Genomic DNA, 21,804 nt, shown 5'->3' with positions numbered 1-21,804 from the left:
CCCCTTGAAACCCTTTGTTGTTTTTAGACTATTTTAAATTGTCGTTAAATAGTCGCTATATGAGTATGATAAGGGCACTTGGAGAATCAGTCAATCAGATATTGGTACCGTTTACATGTGGATTCAGGCTTTTTTCAGTGCTTCCGCTACTATTTTTGCTGCCCGGTCAAGGACAGAGACATTGAACGTCATATCCGGGTGATGCAGTCCAGGCTTCAAATCCGCCCCTACCCCGATCATCGCTGCCTTCACTTCCGGGTGCCTGATCGTGTAAAAATGAAAATCATCACTGCCGGAAGTGATGACCCCCGGAGCCAACGCTTCTTCCCCTGCAATCGCTGTGATCGCTTCCTTCGCTATCGTTTCTGCTTCCTCAGACACCTCTGCCCCCGGCGTATAATCCGTCCATTCATACTGGATGCGAACTCCATGAAGCTGTTCCAGCCCTTTCATCCCTTCCTCCATCCGCCGCTGGATTTCTTCGAGTACTTCATTTTTCCCTGCACGTACATCGATGGCAAACCCGGCACTCCCAGGGATGATATTCAAATTCTCCCCTCCCGCTTCAATCTTCGTCAGTTTTGCTGAATAGGCTTCAATCGGAGACAGATAGATTGTTTTTAAAAACGAATGAATCCCCATCACGACGTCGATTGCGTTTTTCCCCTGGTGAGGCCTCGCACCATGCGCATCCACACCTCTGACCTTCCCTTCCATGAAAATGCCGGCACCATGATGGATAGAAGGGCTGAAATACCCGTGGCGCAATTCTTCCTGAGGCCGTAAATGAACACCGAACAAATAATCAACATCTTCAAGGGCTCCCTTTTCAATCATGGTCAGCGACCCATTTCCCTTTTCCTCTGCCGGCTGAAAAATGAACCGGATCCGCTTATCTTTCGGCTGATCTTCAAGGGTATAGAGCAGCGCACCGAGCACCATCGAAATATTCGCGTCATGGCCGCAGGAATGATTTGCCTGCATCTTACCGTTCACTTCCTGCCAGAGCGCATCAATATCCGCCCTTACAGCAGTCACTTTCTCTCCTTCGCCAATCTCGGCGATCAGCCCGGTCACATCGGAGAACCTCCTGTATTTCACATTCAGGCCATCGAGAATCTCTGCAATCTTATCCGTCGTCTCAAATTCCTTCCAGCTCACTTCCGGATGAGTGTGAAAATGGTTGAACCATTCCAGGATTTGTTTTTCAATTTTCATATACACATTCTCCTTCTTCCCTTTTTCACTATGTATTCTAAAAAGTGACATGAAAATCCTGCTTACAAAAAAAGCACACCCTCAAGGCATGCTTTCATCGATCAGATGATATTCGGGTATCAGGTCAGACAGCGGTACAATCGACGCTTTCTTTTCATAAAGCGGTATGAATTCCTTCAGCATCACAGCAACCTTCATCCCGGTCACCCCGACATGGCCGATCGCAATCGTGCTCTCACCTTCATCCAGCTCATGGGATAGGTGTTTCGCCTGCTTCCCGATATGCTGAAGTGTATAGACATCATCGAAGAACAGCTTGTTCTCAAGATAAGGTACTTCCAGTTCACGGGCAAGCTTCGGAATGACGCTCTTTCCCGTCGTTTTACTGTCAAGATAGAAGAGCCCCCTCTCCTTGCATACCTCGAGCACGATCCGCATCACTCGCTCATCGGCTGTTGCCTTGGATCCCATATGATGATTGACGCCGACCGCATATGGTACATCTTCTATCGCTTTTTCCACTCTGTTCCTGATCTCTTCATTTGATAACGAGGTCAGGATGGCTCCCGGGCCAAGCCAGCTTGCTTTTCCGGATACCGGCTCCATCGGGAGGTGAACGATCACCTCATGCCCCAGCCTGTGCGCATTCTCCGCATCCGCTTTCGTTGACGGCAAAAACGGCATGATTGCAAGCGTCAGCGTCACAGGCAGATGGAGGATTTCCTCCGTCCCTTTCATATCGTTCCCCAAATCGTCGATCACAATGGCCAGCTCCTTTTGATGGGCCGGCAGCGGCAGGATATTTCTCGCACCCGCTGCACCCTGGATCATCAGCATCGCTGTCAAAAAGACGAACAAGCTTCGCATCCTTCATCACTCCTTTCCCATTAAGGTGTCCAATAAGAATGAAGTTTAAGAAGACATTTTTTGAGAGTATCTGCATCCCAGATTCGTTGATTGCCTCCCCGCACACGGATAAATCTCCAGAAACTGACCAATCATAGAAAAAAGGAGTGTTGAAATCATGACCGAACAGCAAATGGAAGATTTATTTCACTTTTACGGCCACGAGGATTTATATAAGCGTTTCAAGACGCCCCTTTATGTGACAGGTCTGCTCGATGACAGTGAAGCCGGGCACCTGGAGGATTTCTTTGACCACTTCACACTCGACCGTTCCACCCTGTTTGATGAATTCCGCTTTTGGTTCCGTTACTTTGAGGTGTCGAGGAAAGGGATGGATGGAACGTCACCCTATTGTCTGTAAGGGGGAGACCTCATGGGGAATGCCTGTGTTTTGACCTATCCATTTTAAAGTTTACCTTCCTTCAGCCGGGACACCGAACCTGTCCCCCCGTCCCGCAATAAATCCTGTCTCTTACTCCGACGTGGACGTCCAGCCTGTGTCGTAAAAAAGAAAAAGCTGTTCCCTGAAGTGTCACGTTCAGAAAACAGCTTTTCATCAATACGGCTTGACCCCGGACATATGAACAAAAATTGAACAGCAGCACATTCGGGGCTGGCTCAGCATCCTGCTCTGCAGGGGAATATTTCACGTTATTTCAGTGCTTTTTCATAACAGCGGTATTTCTGATGCCCCTCTGGCTTCGATGAAAAATAAACAGTCCCCCTGAACGTATAGCCCATTTTTTCATAAAGGGAATTGGCCCCTTCGTTTCTGGCATAAGCATCGAGGCGGATGCTCCGGTACCCATTCCCGGCTGCAAATTCCTCGCACTTCTCCAGGAAACGGCTGCCGAGTCCCCGGCCTTGTTTGGCTGGATCAAGGAACAAAGCATGGACGGCCAGCTCCCCGTCATACTCCCAAGGGATCTCTCCCCATTCCGGTGACTGCCAAGTATTCAACGTCACGGCACCCGAAAGCCCGCCATTCGAATACAGGCAATAAAGGTCCCCGTATCCGATCTGCTCTTCAAAATACTCCCTGCCAGGATAGTTGTCATCCCACTGAAGCAGTCCACTGTCATCAAGATCCTTCTTACTTCTCAAGTACACTTCGGTGATCTCATCCAGTTGTTCAATGGATGCTTTCTTCAACTCTAACGTCATGTCTTTTACCATGTTCATTCCTCATATTCACTAAATTTTTCTTATCGTTTATTGTTTGATGAAAAGGGTGGAGTTATTCTGAAAACAGGAGCTCGCAGCCGTCAGGAATTGCTGCCGGTTTTCTGCTCAAGCAGCGGTTCATACATCATCAGCGCATGATTTTCCGTTATGAATTCATCATCGATCTGGGCGCCAGCCCTATTGAACACTTTCCGGAATATCTGATTATGCCTGAGGTATCCGCCCCAGTATTCATGGGAAATACGATGTTCCTTTTCATACACTTCATATCGGGTGAGAGACGGTGAAGCCGCCCGCCATTCCCCCACCAGTGTCTCATCCGTAAGGTAAACATGAAGCTGGAACGTCTCGGTTGTGGTGTTCTTTATTTTCAAATCTAAATAATTGTAAGCACAGGTGGCCCCGCTCCCGAATGGAAGTCTGCGGTTGCTGTCAGGAAACACGTCATAGCTGTGGCGGTGCCGCTCCGTGACAGACAGCGGCGTATGCAGCGTCATCCAATAAATCAGGTTCGACAACTGACACAGCCCGCCTCCAAGACCTGGCTTGAAAGAACCATAATAGAGGACCATACCGTCCACATACCCTTTGCGTTTCGTCGTATTCCCGAGCAGCTTCCAGTACGAAAATGTCTCCCCTGGCTTAAGAATGATCTTATCGAGTTCCCGGACGGCAATGCGTAAATTTTTCACTTTATTTTCCTGGTACCACATGTCCACATCCTTCAGCTTCCTGTAGAGCGGCGTGCGGTGTGAATGGATGACATGCTGCTTTAATTCCACTTCTTTTGTTTTAGCGAACGCCTCATCGGTTGTCAGCCACTCCAAATATCTCTTTGCACGATAGAAACACGTTCCAAGAAACACCCGGAATGCGGACCTTTTCTTAGGCTGAAATCCCAGAGAATTATACATTGAATCACCCTTTTTATCCATTTATTACCTTCATTATATAATAGACATAAAATTCCCACTATTTATTTTTACACAGAGGCTCTTTTCGCATTGCATGCTTTGTTTCTTTGCACACAAGAAAATACCGGAATTTGGGTATTTTCGGTTTGTACGTCCGTCTGTTGTTTAAGCTCGAGTTTGAAAAGAGCACGTCCACAAGCTATATACAAGTCTATTTACTGAAAGCAGCAACCTTTTAGAAAACAGCCTGCACAAAAAAAGACAGCCCTCCCTCTTTGGGAGCAGCTGTCAAAAAGCTACAAACATTCTTCCAGAAGATCATACTTTTCGTCTCTCTGCTTTTCCAGACTCTCTTTCTCGCTGTACAGCTCCTGAAGGGCATCCAGTTCCGTCAAAGACAGTAGCTTTTTTTCAATCAACCCGATTTTCCCTTCCAATTCTTCAAGGTCTTTCTCTACCTCTTCAATGGATATTGCGGGCTTTTGACTCACTTCCTTTTCGCGCACCGGTGCCGGCTTCTTTTTCGAAGCAGTCGTTTCTGCACTTTCAGGTGGCGCCAGTTCCGCGAGCTTTTCCTTCGCCCAGCTGTACGGTCCTTCAAATGAGTAGAGTTTACTGTCATGGATCCAATACGTCTTGTGGAACAACTTATTCAGAAAATAGCGGTCATGCGATACGGCAAGAATGGTGCCCTTGAAGTCTTCCAGTGCTTCTTCAAGCACTTCCCTCGAGTCGATATCCAGATGGTTCGTCGGTTCATCCAGCACCAGGAAGTTGATATCCTGATGCATCAGCTGGGCAAGCCGGAGCCGCATCTTCTCCCCTCCGCTAAGCTGTCCCACCTTTCTGAACACATTAGGCCCATAAAATAAGAACTTCGCAAGGATATGGCGGGCATCCCCCTCGGTCACCGCCACTTCATCCCGGAATGCATCGATCAATCGGGCATCGGGGTCAGCGATCGTAAAATGCTGGGACAGGTAGCCGAGCTTCACGTTGCTGCCGACTTTTATCTCACCCGAGTCATATTTTTCGCTGCCGAGGAGCATTTTGATGATCGTCGACTTACCCGTACCATTCTGACCGACAATCGCTGCCCGATCTTTAAAATGGACAAGCATATCCGCTTCTTTGAACAATGCTCTACCATCAAACGACTTCGTAACATCCTTCATGGAAAACACCACTTTGCCGCTTCTGTCCGTCTCTTCAAACTCGAGTCCCATCTTCTTGCGCTCGAGGATCGGACGCTTTATCTTCTCCATCCGTTCGAGGGCCCTTTCCATGTTCCTGGCCCGCTTATGAAGCGCCTCATTCGGAGGATTTGCCTGGTTGGCCCATTCCTTCAGCCTTTTGATTGCTTCCTTCATCTTCTTTATTTTCTTCTGCTGCTCCTGAAAGGCCTGGAACTCAAGCAGCAGTCGTTCTTCCTTCTCTTTTACAAATCCTGAATAGTTCTTATGATAAATCGTCAGTTCCCCATCTTCGAGATCGAACACACTGTTAATGGCATGATCGAGGAAGTACCGGTCATGCGATATGCAAAGTACGGTTCCTTCATACTCTTTCAAAAAGTCTTCAAGCCATTCGACGGCTCCAATATCAAGATGATTCGTCGGTTCATCAAGAAGCAGCAGATCCGGTTTCTGAAGCAGGATCAGCCCCAGGCACAATTTCGTCTGCTCGCCTCCGCTGCATTGATTGAATTCTTTCTCGAGCAGTTCATTGATCTCCAGCCCATTCGAGATTTTCGCGATGTTCGCATCGATCTCATAGCCGCCCGACAGCGTGAATTCGTCCTGAAGCTTCCCGTACTCCTCCAATAAACGATTCAGTTTATCAGGGTCACCCTCATTCCCCATTCTGCTCTCGAGCTCTTTCAACCGTTCACCCGTCCCCAGCAGGTCAGAGAACGCCGACTTTAATACATCCAACCCCTTCGTCCCTTCCTGAAACTGGGGAATCTGTGCAAGATAGCCGACCTTCGCGCCTTTTTTCAAATGAACCATTCCTGTATCAGGTGTCTCAACACCGGACAGCAGCTTAAAAATTGTCGTCTTCCCCGTTCCGTTCCTTCCGACCAGGCCGATTCGGGCTCCTTCCGGGATTTCGAACGATAAATTTTCAAATATCAAATTTCCGCCAAACATTTTACTTAATTCCTGTGCACTGCAAATAATCATTTTTCCTCTTCCTTTCAATCCTTTATGTTACCGGTAAGAGGCTCTTGCATTTATATCCCGCGGACGATTTCCCTATTATGCCTTATTCCAATAGAATGATCAGCTGGACGTACAGCTCCCCATTCGTGAATTAAAACAAAAAAGCCCCGAGTAAGATTAAGAATCTCTCGCGGCTTTTTAAAAAAGGGCATGAAAAAAGAGAGCTGGACGCCCTCCGTTTCCGATCCTTACTAAAAAAGTGGCTGGAACCTGAGACCTCTTACCGTTCAGTGGTTTTCATATTCATTTGCTAAAAAAGGGCATACGTATCCCCTTGAACGCAAATGCATGAAAAATTGCACGGCAGATATAAATAAAATCCAGGTACTTGCCACGCAAACCAACAGAACGATTCATCTCAGATTCCACCTCCTTTTCCAATGACGATAGTTTATACAGTCATTATATAATTATTCAGAAAGCTTTTGCAACTTGTTTTACCGTTTTTTGTACAAAATCCGCGACAGCACAAGCCCGATGACGCCGATTGGTATGAGGATCATCGCACGGATCGTGAAATCGAGGAACACAAGGTCTGCAAAAAAGAACTTCACAAGCGCAATCGCGAGGAATCCGATCCCGCACCACCGGTAAAAGGCATCTTTCCTGCTTTCCCCGACTACCAGATAAATGATCGACAGTACGGCAATCGCTACCGTAAACGCAGTCGTCCTCGGCGTGTAATCCCAGCCTATCACGATAAAGTCCGTCGCCCTCATCACAAAGAAGAAGGCAATGAAAGTGAGCACCGATTTTAACAGAATGAGCGGGACCTTTGTAAAAGCTGTACCTGTCTTCCGGAAATGATCCAGCAGAAACAAGTACCCGAACACAATGAGGAAGATCGGAAGCTCTACCCTGATGAAATCATTTACCGGTCCGATCATGACCCCGAGTAAAGAATACAGAATAAGAATGCCCGACCCAGCAAGGCCGACATAGCTCTTCCTTTTCCCGGCGAGCCACAGCAATGCAGCAGCCTCGATGGCAACCCCTATAAATGTCCATTCATAATCAATCCAACCGAATATGAAAAGCATGAGATGAAGGAATCCCAGAACCAGCAGGACATCCTTCGTCTGCTTCTTCTCGGCAGGCTCCATGAATGAAATCCCGATGTACACGACTGTGAAGATCGCGTAATAATAAAGCGGGACACCTGTAAAAGCATAAATACTGTTCAATAATCCCAGCAGGATGAACGTACCTGAAACGACTGCAGGGATCATCTCTGCACTGACCCGCTCATCCCGGTTCAGGACGATGAGCAGCAGGATATACGCATGCTGGATTGCAAACGGGATCAGGATCGTAAAGGTGATTTCCCCCACTCCAAAAGCCGCGAAGAAAAACAGTGTGAAATACAGCAGATAGTAATGGATATTCCAGGCGATCCGGTATCGCTTCCATGTACTGAATGTGACCAGGACAAAGAACATCAGAAGCTGATATCCGTAAAACAGCCACTCATTCCTCGCATCACCCGCAAAGATGAACGGGAATAAATAGGCCCCGAACCCGATCAGACACAGCACCAGTTGTGAAGCATGCTTATGCGATACCCACAGACCTGTCAAAATGAGCAGCAGCAGCAAAAGGTTGGTCACGATTCCCGGGATGAACCCGTATAAAATATTTGCAGAGAATAACGTAATGATAGCAAGGACAATGCTTCCCGATAACAGGGTGATGCCCAGTCTGCGCTGATCTTTGATGTAACGCTCACCAAGAATGAACATCACGATACTGACGACAGCGCCGGTCAGGACCCTGAATCCGGGAGAAAGCCAGCCGTTTTGGGATGCCGCCATGAATCCCCACACGCTTCCAATTAAAAGTACAAATAAAAACACTTTCGGGAGCCAGCGTTCAACGGAGAAATCGAAGGCTGGTTTTGATTTTTCAAGCTGTGGTTTAACAGGTGCACCTTTATGTGCTGCAGGCGCGTGTTGAAGCTGGGGGTTTTCATTTTGTTGATTGTTGTGCTGCGGTTGTTGACTGACAGGCAGCTTTTGTTGACTGGCTTGCGGCGTTACCGGAGCTTGCTGTGTATCCGCTGCATCCGGTGCTTTCGGTGCTTCGGGTGTATCAGGCGATGTTGCGTGCTTCGCCTTCATGAGCTGAATCTTGACGAGATTCAATTCCTTCTCAAGCGAGTCGACCCGCTTTTCCAGACGTTCTAACTCTTCCCTTTCCATACTCCCACCTCCTTACTGTTATTTATACAGTACCGGCTGAGATATTTCCTTTCTTTTTTACGATATTTTTCGCGTTCGTTTTTGGTGTGGGATGTCAATGGGGGTGCCGGGTTGGATGAAAATGGGGATGGGGCTGCGCCAATGGGGATGGAGGTAGAGATTCATGGCAGGGGCATATACCCGATAGGCGGGCGAGCAAGTTTTATGGGTGATATTTTTGAAGTTAAGGGCGATATCGATGAGATAAGGGCGGGATTTTTGTTTTATGGGCGGAATCCGGAATATAAGGGCGAACTGTCGATTATTCGACAAATCCTGGTTCGAGTAAGCCGAAATATACCCAAACAGGTATTCAACTCGTTTTATGAGCGATATCTCTTGATTTATGCGCGAGATTCACGATATATGCGCGAAAAATTCATTTTATGCGCGAAATCTGAAATTCATGTGCGCACTGTCGATTATCTGACTAAATTAGACACGGCAACCTCTCGAATACCCTCCCTGCAGCCATCGCACCCTCATATACCCACCCTGTAAATACCGTTGCAAGATTCTACGCTTCCACCATCCCACCGTGATCCGCTCAACCAGCACAAACAAAAAACCCCGCCCCATAAATCCGGGGCGGGGTTCCACAACAACATCTTAAGCCAACCGCTTAAAATTTTGTCCCAATATTTCGTTCATCGTGTGCACAGTGATGAAGGCTCGGTTGTCGATCTGGGTGATGAAGCCTCTCAGCTTGGAGAAATCTTTGCGGCCGAGAATCGTGGTGATCACTTCTTTTTCATCAGAAGTGAAGGCTCCTTTTGCCGTATGGATCGTAGCGCCTTTACCAAGCTCATGGACGATGAATGATTTGATTTCATCACTGTATTTGCTGATGATGACAATTTCCTTGTTTGAATTGAACTGCTGCAGGGTATAGTCGATAACGAGTCCGTTCAGGATGACACCAAAGAACGCGTACATACCAACCTGCGGTCCAAACAGTACGGCAGAGGAAAGTGCGATAAACAGGTCAGCCAGCAGGACTCCCCTGCCTACTTCTATATTGAAAAATTTATTAAAGATCAATGCAAGGATATCGGTTCCGCCCGTTGATGCCTGCTGGTGGAACACGATCGCCATGCCGGTTGCGGCGATGCATTGACCAATGATCAATTGAATCAGGATATCATCGCTTAACGGCTGACTCATCGGTGCAACGATTTCGAGCAGCCATACATAGAACGAAAGCGCAAAGCTTGCATAAATTGTTTTTGCGCCAAAGCTGAATCCAAGAAAAATGACTCCGACAATAAACAACAGAATATTAATGATAATCATGAACAGCCCGAGTGACAGACCTGGGAACAAGTCGTTCATGATAATCGACAACCCGCTGACTCCCCCTGTCGCTAAATTATTGGGCGATAAGAAAAAGTGAACATTGATGGACACAAGGAACGCACCAAGGTTCATCATAATGAAGGAAAATAATCTTTGTCGCATCACCGCAACCTCCTTTATTGTTTAGTATTTTAGGTTTTTCCGTAAATGATTGAACAACGGGATTATAAAGCCCGCAAACACCCTTTGTAAAGGGAATGCGGTCAAAAAAATAAGGTTTAATAATTGCGACAATTGCAAGGGTTTGCAAATGCCTCTCTGCCAGGGCGGAGGAGATTTTTTATGGCGGGATTTTTCACAGCGAAAAACTGCAATATGGAACAAAAAAGCCCCCTCCAAAAGAAGTGAGCCCCTGTCTAACCGTATTGTTTGCCTGAATGAATGGTTCTGAAATGCATTTGCGGAATCGCGATTCCGATCAGGATGAGGACCATCCCTGTCATTTGCATCGCTGTGACATGTTCATGCAGGATCAGCATGGCGGATATGATCGCAGCCGGCAGTTCCGCTGCGCCGAGAATCGTCGTGATGCTCGAGTCGAGGTGCGGCGAACCGATCGCAAGGAATACAACCGGAAAGATCGTTCCGACGATGGCCACCACCAACCCGAATCCACCCATCTCGATCACCCTGGAAGGCTCTCTTATAAAAGAAGGCTGGAATGCCAAAAATACAACCAGTAAGCCTCCAAATGTAATCAGAAGACTTTTCTGGATGGTCGGCACCCCTTTTGCCACCTTTCCGCTAAGAAAAAGGAAGAGCGCAAATGTGCAAGCTGCCGCAAATCCGAATAGGACCCCAAGGATATTCCCCGACCAGTCAAAGCCTCCTGCAGAAGCCAATCCTCCCGCGAGCAGCGTGCCCGTCCAAAGGAAACCAACCGAAATCAGTTTCTTGCTGGATGGCCATTTTTTTAAGTAAAGTGCCTCGATCAACAGTCCGATCCAGGTAAATTGAAACAGCATGACGACGGCGACGGTCGCTGTTACCTTGCTCAGACTCAGACCATAAAAGATACCGGTCAGCGAAAGCAGCGTCCCAAGACCAAATAACGAGAATACCTGATGCGATGATACTTTCACTTTTTTAGTAAAAAGAAAAGCTGCCAACAGCATCAACAGCCCGAATAAATATTGAATCCCGGTTACCTCCGTGACGGTGTAACCTTCAGCAAACCCGAGCTTCACCACAGAAGCATGGATTCCGTAGCTGCTTGCACCGACAAGCACACATAGAGATGCGTTGATTGGTTTCATCCTGCTCCCTCCTCTTCAATTATGTCTCAAGCAAGTATAATACCGTGGAGATTATTTCGGCAATAGAAATATCGGCCCAATAAAAAGAGGCCCGTCCCCCCACTGCTTTAAGCAGCAAAGGACGAGCCTCGGCCATTAACGGTTATCGATTTTCTCCGGATACAGATCATGGTTCATCAAGCGGTGATCCGCCATCGTTTCATATTTTGTACCGGGTTTTCCGTAGTTGCAGTACGGATCGATGGAGATTCCTCCGCGCGGGGTGAATTTGCCCCATACTTCGATGTAGCGCGGGTCCATCAGTTCGATGAGATCGTTCATGATGATATTCATACAGTCTTCGTGGAAGTCACCATGATTCCTGAAACTGAACAGATAAAGCTTCAGTGATTTGCTCTCGACCATTTTTTGATCGGGGATGTAGCTGATATAAATGGTTGCGAAATCAGGCTGGCCGGTCTTAGGGCAAAGACTTGTGAACTCCGGACAGTTGAACTTCACGAAGTAATCACGGTTCGGGTGCTTATTATCGAATGATTCAAGAATATCCGGGGAATATTCGAACAAGTAGTTCGTCCCTTGATTCCCCAGCAAGGTAATATCTGTTAATTCTTCATCTTTTCTGCCTGACATATTAAAATCCTCCCATTCATTGTACACAGAAATAAAGGAGGACATAGCATTAGCCTGTTTAGAAACAGCAGCAATCCGCACTTTTGCAATTCCCTCGGCAGACTGTTACGCTTAGTAGAATAGTTTTCTAGATTTTAGAAAAAACATTCGTTTCATAGAAACATAGTTTTTTATAGAGGGTTAATGCTATGAACCTCTCTCAAGTTATGTGAGCGTCATATAGTTGTACAGAGGTTATCATAAATAAGATTGCTAAGAAAGTCAACATGCTGATGCTGGTGATTCCTGGACCCGTATCCCTTGAATAAAGCAAGGCTGGTCCACACTTTTATATTCATTATACGGATGGTTTTTCTAAGTCATTTTCTTAGAGGGATTTCACAATATATGTGGAATATAATTACGTAGTTGTCTTTCCTCACCTTTAGAAGGGGGTAAATAATGCATGAAACAGCTTGTCCCCACCTTTACCAAGACCATACTGAAGGGTGATGTTCAGGCATTGTCTGAACTTTATACTTCTTCGATACAGGGCAGTACAGATTCCCTTACTTTCTATGAATCTGTTGTAAGACCTTCCATGTATCGCATTGGTGATCTTTGGGAGAAAAATCAAATCACTGTGGCCGAAGAACATTTAGCTACGGCCACCTTAAAATATTTACTTGCAAGCGTCTATACTCCATACGAAGTGTCCGAACGCCGCCCAAAAGGCCTCTTATTCTGCATAGAAGGCGAGCAGCACAGCCTGGGACTTGAACTTGCAAATGAGGTATTCAAAGAGCAGCATTGGAATACACGCTATCTGGGAGCAAATGTGCCGATCCGGGATGCAGTCACATTCGTCAAAGCCTGGAGACCTCAAGCAGTTGCAATATCCATCGGCATGACAACGACGATACAGCAGCTGAAAGAGTGCCTTGAGGAGATAGAGAAAGTGCAGCCGGATATAAAGATCCTGGTTGGCGGAAGGCTTATCTCCCACTACAAACTTGAATTCTTGAAAAAAGATTCGATCAAAACCTTTTATGATTTAAGGGAATTGAACGAGTACTTAGAGGAGCATGCCGATCAGTTCCTTGCACTAATAGAAGAAAAAATATCAAACTGAAGGTTTCTCTCACAATTAGCCGGCACTTCATCTCGGAGATGCCGGAACAATGGTGTCCGTAACCTTTCACAGGGAGGGATACTGTGGAAAATCTTGATTTCTGTCCGATCCCCTATCTGATATTGGATAGGGGATTAAACGTACTTGATGCCTCTGACTCAGGGTATGGCCTTTTAAAGAGGGGAGAAAGTTTTCTCACGATTCTTGAAGAGGAAAGCTCCCCTAAATTTGCCCGGATCATCCATAAAGATCTATCTGGAAAAATGGAAGTAAATCTGAAAAAGGATTCTTCCTTTGAACTTGTTGATCTATTCTACAGGTTTTCAGATGTACAGCAGCGGTTTCATATGGCGGTCATCACAAAAGACAACGAATATGAGAAAGTCTCGCAGCAGATGAACGGCCTGTTCGACCGCCTTGGGGAATCGAATATTGTCAGGAAAGATACAAATCATAGAGAAGTATTGGCAAGCGTCTCTTCTCTCTACTTGAAATTGACCAATACGAGTGATTGGAACAGGGAAGAAGTCATGGATCGGGTAAAAGAAATTGAAATCCTCCTAATGAAAAATGTACAATAAAGATGTACATCATTTCAAAGTTGGGAGAATCGAATATGACTTTACTTGGAAATCTGCTTGAGTACAATCAGAAATTTGTAGAAGAAAAATCATATGAAGAGTATAGGACGACTAAGTTTCCAGACAAACGACTCGTTATTTTGACGTGTATGGATACGCGCCTTGTCGAGCTTCTTCCTAAATCAATGAATATGAAAAACGGCGATGTGAAAATCGTCAAGAATGCCGGAGCGGTTGTTGCCCATCCATACGGAAGTATCATGCGAAGCCTATTGATTGCAGTGTATGAACTTCAAGCAGACGAAGTCCTCGTCATCGGCCATCATGAATGCGGAATGAGCGCCCTCAACAGTGAACACATCATCGGTAAGATGAAAGAGCGCGGCATCGACGAAGACACGTTTAACACCCTGGATTACTCAGGGATCGACCTTCACGACTGGCTGAAAGGCTTCAGCTCCGTTGAAGAAAGTGTTTCCCACAGTGTCGACATGATCAAGAACCATCCGCTGATGGATAAAAACATCCCTGTCCACGGACTTGTCATCTCTCCCGAAACCGGGAAGCTTGATTTGGTAGTGGAAGGATATTAAGTTTATGAAAGAAGGACAGCCCCTTAAACGCTTGAGGAGCTGTCCTTTTTTTGATTTCATGCTGGACTTTTTAATAAAAGAAAAGCCGTTTTGATCATAAATCCATTCTTCCACTATTACAGGTCAATTTATAAAAATACAATTATTAAATTCGATAATAAACTTATCATCTGTTTCGCTTAGCAACATAGTATCGGGATAAATCCCGACATCATTGCCGGCTGCATGCATATGTAAATACGACTCTTTCTCCAATAAATATCTCCTGATTCGTTCTATTTATTCGAGAAATCCTTCAATTCCCTCAAAATCGGCATCTTCTCCATATCATCTTCGCTGACGTGCTCCCACTCGATCCCTTCAGGCTTCTCGTACGGCGTATGGGTCTCCGCTCCGCCCTTTTCTGTAAAAATCCAATCCACCGCCAGATCAAATGAGTCCCGCGGAATATCATCAACGACAAGTTGTTCACTATTGATGGTGGTGATGACCGGGACGGGTTTGTTGCCGATTTCACGGAGGATCGCATATTCGCGGTCTGCATACCCTTCCCCTTTTCCAAGTCTTCTGCCGTCCTTGTGAATTGCGACAGAACCCACGACAATCAAGTCGATTTCCGGAATGTCAGTAAGGGGCACCACTTTCCCATAGGAATTCATGTGCTTGATACTCGCGGCTTTCCTCTCTTCCCCACGCGGCACCCACTCAGGCTTGATCATGACAAATCCATCCTTCAGCCTCGGCGTGGGGATTAGAAGAGTCTTTTTATCTTTTAAGACAGAAGTCCTGAGAGGCAGCTGCGGTGCATCGGGGTTCACTTTTACTACATTAGCATTTTTATAAAAATCCATTTCCTGCATATGTTTCGCTGCCGCTTCCGCCCCTTTGAAGTTAGGGATGCGATTGACCAGCGGGAACGGGAAGCGTCCCAGTTTTTTCTCGGTCAGGCTGTTCCACACTTTGTGACGGATTTCATCTTTCGTCCTCATCCGATCTTCCTCCTTTATCTATACTAATTTAAAAAAACCATAGAAAACGTGACAATTTTACTATACAATAAGACCTGCACAAAATTTCCTGTATTGGAGGTGAATCACATGTCAATTTACAGTATCCTTGTATTGATCCATGTCGTGGCTGCAGTTGCAGGACTTGGTGCAAGCTTTGCTATGCCGGTCGTAATGAAGACACCAGAAACAGCTCATCAGGCAAAATTCTCACTTGACCTCAGCAAGAACATTGAAAACTTCGCTAAAGTCGGGAGCATTGTCCTTCTCATCACAGGTTTGGTGATGGGTTTCATGAATCCTTATCTCTTTAAGACTGGCTGGTATATCGGTTCGATTGCAATCTATATCGGTGTCCAATTCATCGTAGCAGGCATCATGCCGAAAAAAGTAAAACAAATGGCCGAAATCATCCATGCCCACAAAGGGGAAGACGTCCCTGCCGCCTATGGCAAAATCAATGCCGAGTTAAAACCATACAATATCATTATACATAGTGCTGCTATCATTCTTATCATATTAATGTCCATTAAACCGTTTTAATTTGGCTAAGCAAAGAAGTTGGGAAAACTTAAAATCCCATGTCTATAGTCGAACTTTTTAGAGTGGACTCTAAACAACGCTAATGATTTCCGTGCAAGACTTCGCTTTCCGCGGGTAGCCCGTGAGCCTCCTCGGCAAGCCTGCGGGAAGAAAAGCGGAAGGGCTTTGCTCAGAGGCCTGTGGCATAAGACGAACCGGACGGGAAGGCGGTCTTTGCCTTCATGTTCGGTTTGGCTTATGACATGTGCCTCTAAGCCCAGGAGCTGGACAGGTCTCACATAAGCTACTTTTCCCGCAGGAGTCTACGTCTTGCACTCCAATCAACCGCTAAATGAGCTTAACCCTAAATGTACAATGAACAAATTAATAACCCGAACTAATTTGCATAACCTAATGCAAATTAGTTCGGGTTTTACTTAGACTTAATTCTTTTGTCCTAGCCTCTTTATTTCTCTTCAGTATACTTTTTCATTTTTTCCAACAAAGCACGGGAATCGTCAGCGGGAGTGAACTCCCCATCCACCAGGGCATAAGGCGATTTCTTGCATTCCTTGCACCTGCTCTGGCATTCGTACTCCTTATATGTGACGTTCTTTCTATTCAAGAACTCACTATACTCAGGCATCGTCTCTTCTGTTAAGAACCGATCCAGGTTCTTCTCGCAAAATTCGACTGTGACATTCTTCCGCTTTGAAAATAGTTGATTGATAAACTTCACTGGTAAGTCATCCTTTATATAAAGTTCAAGTTCTATTGAGCTGGAAATGAACGCTTGATATAACGATCCAGAACCAGGTTGCCAAAAGGGATGAACGCTGCTGCAAGAGCACCTGCGGCCCATTTGAAATGCCACCTGATTTTAAGGGTCGTGTAACCGATGACAAGCACATACACCACAAAAAAGAATCCATGCAATGAGCCCACAACCGTGACAGCTTCCGGCACACCAGCCATGTACTTGAGAGGCATGGCAATGAATAATAAGATCAATAATGAAGCGCCCTCGATGAAACCGCTCAGTCTGAAACGGCCTATCGCTGAATTAAGCATACAAAAACCTCTTTCTGCTAATCTGTCTGGACATGCCTATTATACCATTGTTGGCGTGAGACATATATCGGTAAGCATTGGATTTACTTGACCACTGTTCCGGTCCCCGTTTCAAAGGAATGTTCAGCTCGTTTCACCATAAACATAGGGAATGTAAATACTTTTTCAAAAGGAGGCTGAGAAGCTTGAAAATCCTTCGGGCGAGTATTCAGGACCTGGACCGGGTGGCTGTCCTGTTTAACCAATACCGCATGTTTTATAAAAAGCCTTCTGACCTGGAAGAAGCGCGCCATTACCTCGAAGAACGTCTGGCAAACGATGAATCAATCATATTCATTGCTGTCGATAACGATGCATGCCTCGGTTTCACACAGCTCTATCCTTCTTTTTCTTCCGTTTATCTCAAACCGATCTGGAAGCTGAATGATTTATTTATCGCAGAACATGCGAGAAACAGAGGCATCGGCCGGCAGCTTCTTGCAGCTGCTAGGGAGCACGCCGTACTGACCGGATCAAAAGCAGTCATACTCGAAACCGATCATGATAATTTTCACGCGCAGCATTTGTATGAGAAAAATGGCTATGTAAGGGACGATGAGGTTTATTATTATACGCTGACTTTATGAGTGAATTCCCGTTATTTAGAAGATAAAATGAGGGTGAGACAAAACTTTAAGGCAAGGGTCTAAAGGCGAACATTTTAGAGTGGACTTTAAACAACGCTAATGATTTCCGTGCAAGACTTCGCTTTCCGCGGGTAGCCCGTGAGCCTCCTCATCGCATACGCTCTTGCGGGGTCTCACATGTCTAGCTGCAGGGCTTAGAGGCACAGGTCATAAGCCAAACCGACCAAGAAGGCAAAGAGCGCCTTCCAGGCCGCTTCGGCTTATGCCCACGCCTCTGAACAAAGCCCTTCCGCTTTTCTTATCAGTCACTCTTCCCGCAGGAGTCTTCGTCTTGCACTCCAATCACCGCTGGAACAAACTAATATCTAAATTAAACGATGCTAATAAAAATCCGAACTCATTAGAAACCAAGTTCCTAAAAAAGTTCGGGTTTCACTTATTAACGATAATATGCTTTACCAGAGCAATTCATAAATCCTACTCCATCTTTCAGTAATCTCTAACACATGGAGTGTGGGGTCACCGCATCGGAAATAGATTTCAGCATCGATCAGTTTAGATATAGACCTCAATAGATAAACCGCATTAAATCCACCGCATCCCGCGATTGCAGCCCCTGCGCTCTTGTCCGCATTTTACCCTGGTCTGGAATTTCATATAGTGATAAAAGATGAGAGCATCCCTTCCTTCCCGGGAATCCATATTGATGTGCGGTTTTAGCCTTGAAAGGAATTCGCTGTCGCAGTGACAAGCTGATCCGTATTTTTCATAGCATAGATCATGTTCCATGCAGACTTCATCAACTTCATTGACTGGCTGTCCAGGTCCGCTGCACCCCGGTCCGCACCATTTATAACCCGGAACACAATAGCCTCTTCTTCCCCTTCGTCCCATCCTGCACCTCCTTCCACATACATGACGTTTCATTTCTTACACACAGGGAAAACACCCAATGTAAGAGAGATCAGTTAAGACTATATTGTATGCATGTCCACTCAATAAGGTTTATCCATTCACTTAAGGAGGAATGAAATATGGCAAATTTTCAATTAAAAGATACGGTACCTGATTTCACACTCCCATCAGTCGCAGGTGAGAAATTTTCGTTCAAGGAGCATCAAAAGGAACATGACAGCTGGCATCTGATCGTTTTCTTCAGGGGAGCATGGTGCCCGGTCTGTCAAGAAGAGCTTCGTGAGTTCCAGGCGAATAAAGAGAAATTCGAGGAACAGGGTGTCCATATCCTGGCGGTTGCGAACGATGATTTAGAAGACCTGCAGGAATATGCAAACAAAGAAAACATCACATTCCCGATCATGGCAGACAAGGAACTCGAAGCCATTAAAGCGTACGACGTTTACTACCATGGCGAGGACGCCCCGTATGAAGATCACGGTGAGCACGGCGAGCCTGCTTATTTCCTTGTAAATGAAAAAGGCGAATTGATGTATCAGCAGCAGCAGACCGGCCCATTCGGACGGCCGCATCCCGATGAACTTTTAAGAACCGTGAAATATATTAAAAAGAATGTGAAATAATCTTAAGGGAAAACCGCTTTGACTTAAAAATCAAAGCGGTTTTTTACATATTGAAAAAGCCGAATCTTTGTATCCCATGTTCTGTTTGTGATAAGTTTCAATAAATACAACCTTTTCAAAGGAGGAACCAATTTATGCTCCCTAAAACCCAGCAGCAGATCCAACTCGTATCCCGTCCAGAGGGAATGCCCGAAGAAAGTGATTTTCTTTACAAAGAGGTCGATGTTCCTCATCCGTCCCAGGGCGAGGTTCTCATCAAAACATTGTACCTTTCAGTCGACCCCTACATGCGCGGCAGAATGTCCGATGCTAAATCCTATGTAGAGCCTTTCGCATTGAATGAAGCACTCTCCGGCGGTGTCGTAGGAGAAGTCATGGAATCAAAATCGGAGCAATTCAAGCAAGGCGATTTCGTCGTAGGCATGCTTCCATGGCAGGAATATTCACTGGCGGGCGAAAAAGAAGTGCGCTCCATCGCTCCGGATGCAGCCCCGCTATCCACTCACCTGAGTGTACTCGGATTAACAGGCCTGACAGCCTACTTCGGTCTCCTTGACATCGGCCAGCCTAAGGCAGGAGAAACGGTTGTGGTCTCAGGTGCAGCCGGAGCGGTTGGTTCTGTTGTCGGCCAGATCGCGAAAATCAAAGGTGCACGCGTGGTAGGCATCGCAGGATCTGAGGAAAAAGTGAATTACTTGAAAGAAACACTCGGATTTGACGAGGCCATCAACTATAAAGAAACAGACGATATCTACAGCACATTGAAAGAAGCATGCCCGGATGGAGTCGACGTCTACTTTGAAAACGTCGGCGGCGAAATCGGTGATGCAGCCATCAGCCTGCTGAATAAGCACGGACGCGTACCGGTATGCGGAGCTATATCTTCCTATAATAAAACCGACAGGGACCTTGGGCCGCGAGTACAATCGAAACTGATTAAATCAAGCGCCCTCATGAAAGGATTTGTCGTCAACGACTACAGCGACCGATTCAAAGAAGGAGCGACAGAGCTTGGCCAATGGCTCTCAGAAGGCAAACTTCAGTATGAAGAGACAATCACAGAAGGCTTTGACAATGTAACGGATGCTTTTCTCGGCTTGTTCCAAGGGAAAAACCTAGGCAAGCAGCTTGTGAAAGTGGCAGAGCCTGAAAAATAATATTCACAAAAGACAGTCCTTAGGGGGCTGTCTTTTTTTACGAGCCCATCCCCATGTTTCTTCCTTATTCACAAAGGGAAAGAAATAAACAAGAAAGAAAGTACACCAAGGAGGAAGATTCATGAAATCCTATCAATTATATATCAACGGGGAATTCACAGACGGATCAAAAGGTGAAACCCTGGATGTGCTCAACCCCGCAACAGAAGAAGTCATTTCGAAAATCCAGAATGGTTCGGAGGAAGATGTAAACCGGGCAATCGAAGCCGCCCACTCCGCCTTTCTTACTTGGGAGAAGGTCCCTTCCAAGGAGAGGGCTTCGTATCTTCATAAGATCGCGGATAAGCTCGAGGAGCGAAGGGATGAGTTTGTTCAGTTGCTGACAATGGAAAACGGGAAGACAATCGAAGCATCCGAGGGAGAAATCGACATAGCCATCGAATATTTCCGCTACATGGCAGGCTGGGCACTCCGATATGAAGGAGAAATCCTTGAAAGTGAACGTTCCAATGAAAACATCCTGGTTTATAAAAAGCCGATTGGTGTAGTAGCAGGGATCGTGCCCTGGAATTTTCCTATGTTCATTTTGGCAAGGAAACTTGCCCCTGCTATCGTAACAGGATGCACAATCGTGTTGAAACCGAGTCAGTACACACCGAATACAACATGCGAGTTCGCAAAAATCATTGATGAAGTCGAGCTTCCGAAAGGGGTCTTTAACCTGGTGACAGGAAAAGGTTCCGACATCGGTAATCCTTTGTCAGGTCATCCGAAGGTCCGCATGGTCTCCATGACGGGAAGCTATCCTGCCGGTTCAAAAGTAATGGAAGCTGCTTCAAAATCCATCACGAAGGTGAACCTGGAGCTTGGAGGAAAAGCCCCGGCCATCGTGACAAAGCATGCGGATATAGACCTTGCTGTTGAAAAAATCAAAACCTCCAGGATCACGAACTCAGGTCAGGCCTGTACGAACGCTGAAAGGGTCTATGTCCATGAGAGTGTGGCCGATGAATTCATCGAAAAAATCACGGACGCTTTCAAACAGACATCTGTCGGAGATCCTACTGACAGAAACAATGAGATCGGCCCGCTTGTGAACCAGGACCGATTGGATACCGTAACCGAAATGGTCAATAACGCTGTAGAGAACGGAGCCAGAATCCTTACAGGCGGAAAACAGCTTGACGCTAAAGGATATTACTACGAACCTACCATCCTTACAGACGTCAAACAGGACATGGAGATCATCCAGGAGGAAATCTTCGGGCCCGTGCTGCCGATCATGACATATAAGGACTTTGATGAAGTGATCGAGCTGGCAAATGACACGGAGTACGGCCTTTCTTCATCGATCTTCAGTGAAAATCTACATGAGATCATGAGGGCGGCAAATGAACTCCGTTACGGGGAAACCTTCGTCAACCGCGAAAACTTCGAAGCGATCAACGGCTTTCATGCCGGCCGCGCCCAATCAGGAATCGGCGGGGCCGACGGCAAACACGGCCTGAACGAGTACTTGGAAACTCACGTCGTGTACCTTGAATATGATGAAAACTATAAAGGATAATCAAACGAAAGGCCCGTCCCTCTTTGTTGTGTGAGGGACGGGCTTTTTACAAATGGCCGTGATTCATATAAAAAAGCCCCATCATCAGACGGGACTCATAAAGC

The 21,804-nt window shown here is 46.2% G+C and carries 24 protein-coding genes; 10 read left to right on the top strand and 14 right to left on the bottom strand.

The annotated features are described in order from the left end of the window. Positions 1-123: 123 nt before the first annotated feature. Positions 124-1,218: an amidohydrolase gene (locus BHE18_RS15985; protein WP_071619514.1), complete on the bottom strand. Its 1,095-nt coding sequence runs from the start codon at positions 1,216-1,218 to the stop codon at positions 124-126. An 81-nt stretch (positions 1,219-1,299) separates the two neighbouring features. Next, complete coding sequence (locus BHE18_RS15980) at positions 1,300-2,049, bottom strand: divergent polysaccharide deacetylase family protein (RefSeq protein WP_235860355.1); 750 nt, start codon at positions 2,047-2,049, stop codon at positions 1,300-1,302. A gap of 193 nt (positions 2,050-2,242) precedes the next feature. On the opposite strand from BHE18_RS15980, the gene BHE18_RS15975 reads away from it, so the two are divergent. Next, positions 2,243-2,485 (top strand): hypothetical protein, encoded by a 243-nt coding sequence (locus BHE18_RS15975; protein ID WP_071619512.1) that lies wholly within the window; start codon positions 2,243-2,245, stop codon positions 2,483-2,485. Between the two features lie 290 nt (positions 2,486-2,775). Here the strand turns inward: BHE18_RS15975 and BHE18_RS15970 are convergent, their stop codons facing one another. From BHE18_RS15970 to BHE18_RS15955, 5 genes are all read right to left on the bottom strand, one after another. Continuing rightward, positions 2,776-3,300 (bottom strand): GNAT family N-acetyltransferase, encoded by a 525-nt coding sequence (locus BHE18_RS15970; protein ID WP_171910727.1) that lies wholly within the window; start codon positions 3,298-3,300, stop codon positions 2,776-2,778. 89 nt (positions 3,301-3,389) lie between these two features. After that, entirely contained in the window at positions 3,390-4,223 is an 834-nt protein-coding gene (locus BHE18_RS15965) for a VanW family protein (protein ID WP_071619653.1), read from the bottom strand. 296 nt (positions 4,224-4,519) lie between these two features. Then, entirely contained in the window at positions 4,520-6,406 is a 1,887-nt protein-coding gene (abc-f, locus tag BHE18_RS15960) for a ribosomal protection-like ABC-F family protein (protein WP_071619511.1), read from the bottom strand. Between the two features lie 282 nt (positions 6,407-6,688). Then, a complete protein-coding gene (locus tag BHE18_RS23865) occupies positions 6,689-6,802 on the bottom strand; it encodes an RAxF-45 family protein (protein WP_328585894.1) in 114 nt (37 codons plus the stop codon). An 80-nt stretch (positions 6,803-6,882) separates the two neighbouring features. Next, on the bottom strand, positions 6,883-8,643 hold the full coding sequence (locus tag BHE18_RS15955; RefSeq protein WP_071619510.1) for a DUF2339 domain-containing protein: 1,761 nt from the start codon (positions 8,641-8,643) through the stop codon (positions 6,883-6,885). Between the two features lie 111 nt (positions 8,644-8,754). Here BHE18_RS15955 and BHE18_RS15950 point away from each other — a divergent pair, with 111 nt between their 5' ends. Further along, the gene (locus BHE18_RS15950; protein ID WP_071619509.1) at positions 8,755-9,183 is read left to right on the top strand and encodes a hypothetical protein; all 429 of its coding nucleotides are present in this window, start codon (positions 8,755-8,757) and stop codon (positions 9,181-9,183) included. 108 nt (positions 9,184-9,291) lie between these two features. Here BHE18_RS15950 and BHE18_RS15945 read toward each other — a convergent pair whose 3' ends face one another. From BHE18_RS15945 to queF, 3 genes are all read right to left on the bottom strand, one after another. After that, the gene (locus BHE18_RS15945) at positions 9,292-10,140 is read right to left on the bottom strand and encodes a YitT family protein (RefSeq protein WP_032085603.1); all 849 of its coding nucleotides are present in this window, start codon (positions 10,138-10,140) and stop codon (positions 9,292-9,294) included. A gap of 254 nt (positions 10,141-10,394) precedes the next feature. After that, a complete protein-coding gene (locus tag BHE18_RS15940; protein ID WP_071619508.1) occupies positions 10,395-11,294 on the bottom strand; it encodes an EamA family transporter in 900 nt (299 codons plus the stop codon). Positions 11,295-11,429: 135 nt separating this feature from the next. Beyond that, positions 11,430-11,927 carry a preQ(1) synthase gene (gene queF / locus BHE18_RS15935; protein ID WP_071619507.1) on the bottom strand — a complete coding sequence of 166 codons (498 nt, stop codon included), beginning with the start codon at positions 11,925-11,927 and terminating at the stop codon, positions 11,430-11,432. Positions 11,928-12,372: 445 nt separating this feature from the next. Here queF and BHE18_RS15930 point away from each other — a divergent pair, with 445 nt between their 5' ends. The 3 genes from BHE18_RS15930 to BHE18_RS15920 all read left to right on the top strand — a co-directional run bounded on the left by BHE18_RS15930 (position 12,373) and on the right by BHE18_RS15920 (position 14,212). Then, on the top strand, positions 12,373-13,038 hold the full coding sequence (locus BHE18_RS15930; protein WP_071619506.1) for a cobalamin B12-binding domain-containing protein: 666 nt from the start codon (positions 12,373-12,375) through the stop codon (positions 13,036-13,038). Positions 13,039-13,121: 83 nt separating this feature from the next. After that, on the top strand, positions 13,122-13,619 hold the full coding sequence (locus BHE18_RS15925; RefSeq protein WP_071619505.1) for a hypothetical protein: 498 nt from the start codon (positions 13,122-13,124) through the stop codon (positions 13,617-13,619). 35 nt (positions 13,620-13,654) lie between these two features. Continuing rightward, complete coding sequence (locus BHE18_RS15920) at positions 13,655-14,212, top strand: beta-class carbonic anhydrase (protein WP_071619504.1); 558 nt, start codon at positions 13,655-13,657, stop codon at positions 14,210-14,212. A gap of 275 nt (positions 14,213-14,487) precedes the next feature. On the opposite strand, the gene BHE18_RS15915 is transcribed toward BHE18_RS15920, so the two are convergent. Beyond that, complete coding sequence (locus BHE18_RS15915) at positions 14,488-15,201, bottom strand: 5-formyltetrahydrofolate cyclo-ligase (protein ID WP_071619503.1); 714 nt, start codon at positions 15,199-15,201, stop codon at positions 14,488-14,490. Positions 15,202-15,309: 108 nt separating this feature from the next. Between BHE18_RS15915 and BHE18_RS15910 the strand changes: the two genes are divergently transcribed. Next, on the top strand, positions 15,310-15,762 hold the full coding sequence (locus BHE18_RS15910; protein ID WP_071619502.1) for a DUF2269 family protein: 453 nt from the start codon (positions 15,310-15,312) through the stop codon (positions 15,760-15,762). 445 nt (positions 15,763-16,207) lie between these two features. Here BHE18_RS15910 and BHE18_RS15905 read toward each other — a convergent pair whose 3' ends face one another. Continuing rightward, a complete protein-coding gene (locus BHE18_RS15905) occupies positions 16,208-16,480 on the bottom strand; it encodes a DUF1450 domain-containing protein (RefSeq protein WP_071619501.1) in 273 nt (90 codons plus the stop codon). 32 nt (positions 16,481-16,512) lie between these two features. Next, entirely contained in the window at positions 16,513-16,812 is a 300-nt protein-coding gene (locus BHE18_RS15900; RefSeq protein ID WP_071619500.1) for a DUF3817 domain-containing protein, read from the bottom strand. A gap of 185 nt (positions 16,813-16,997) precedes the next feature. Between BHE18_RS15900 and BHE18_RS15895 the strand changes: the two genes are divergently transcribed. Continuing rightward, positions 16,998-17,438, top strand: coding sequence for a GNAT family N-acetyltransferase (locus tag BHE18_RS15895; protein WP_071619499.1), 441 nt, complete (start codon positions 16,998-17,000; stop codon positions 17,436-17,438). Positions 17,439-18,023: 585 nt separating this feature from the next. Here the strand turns inward: BHE18_RS15895 and BHE18_RS23650 are convergent. Then, positions 18,024-18,332: a hypothetical protein gene (locus BHE18_RS23650; protein WP_071619498.1), complete on the bottom strand. Its 309-nt coding sequence runs from the start codon at positions 18,330-18,332 to the stop codon at positions 18,024-18,026. A 140-nt stretch (positions 18,333-18,472) separates the two neighbouring features. Here BHE18_RS23650 and BHE18_RS15885 point away from each other — a divergent pair, with 140 nt between their 5' ends. The 3 genes from BHE18_RS15885 to aldA all read left to right on the top strand — a co-directional run bounded on the left by BHE18_RS15885 (position 18,473) and on the right by aldA (position 21,700). Continuing rightward, the gene (locus BHE18_RS15885) at positions 18,473-18,976 is read left to right on the top strand and encodes a peroxiredoxin family protein (RefSeq protein ID WP_032085592.1); all 504 of its coding nucleotides are present in this window, start codon (positions 18,473-18,475) and stop codon (positions 18,974-18,976) included. Positions 18,977-19,110: 134 nt separating this feature from the next. After that, positions 19,111-20,133 (top strand): NADP-dependent oxidoreductase, encoded by a 1,023-nt coding sequence (locus tag BHE18_RS15880; protein ID WP_071619497.1) that lies wholly within the window; start codon positions 19,111-19,113, stop codon positions 20,131-20,133. A 121-nt stretch (positions 20,134-20,254) separates the two neighbouring features. After that, positions 20,255-21,700, top strand: coding sequence for an aldehyde dehydrogenase (gene aldA, locus BHE18_RS15875; protein ID WP_071619496.1), 1,446 nt, complete (start codon positions 20,255-20,257; stop codon positions 21,698-21,700). Positions 21,701-21,804 lie beyond the last annotated feature (104 nt).

Source organism: Rossellomorea aquimaris, assembly GCF_001877785.1.
Lineage (GTDB): Bacteria > Bacillota > Bacilli > Bacillales > Bacillaceae_B > Rossellomorea > Rossellomorea aquimaris_A.
The sequence above is the reverse complement of the archived record's forward strand: the minus strand, read 5'-3'. Positions and strand labels throughout refer to the sequence as shown.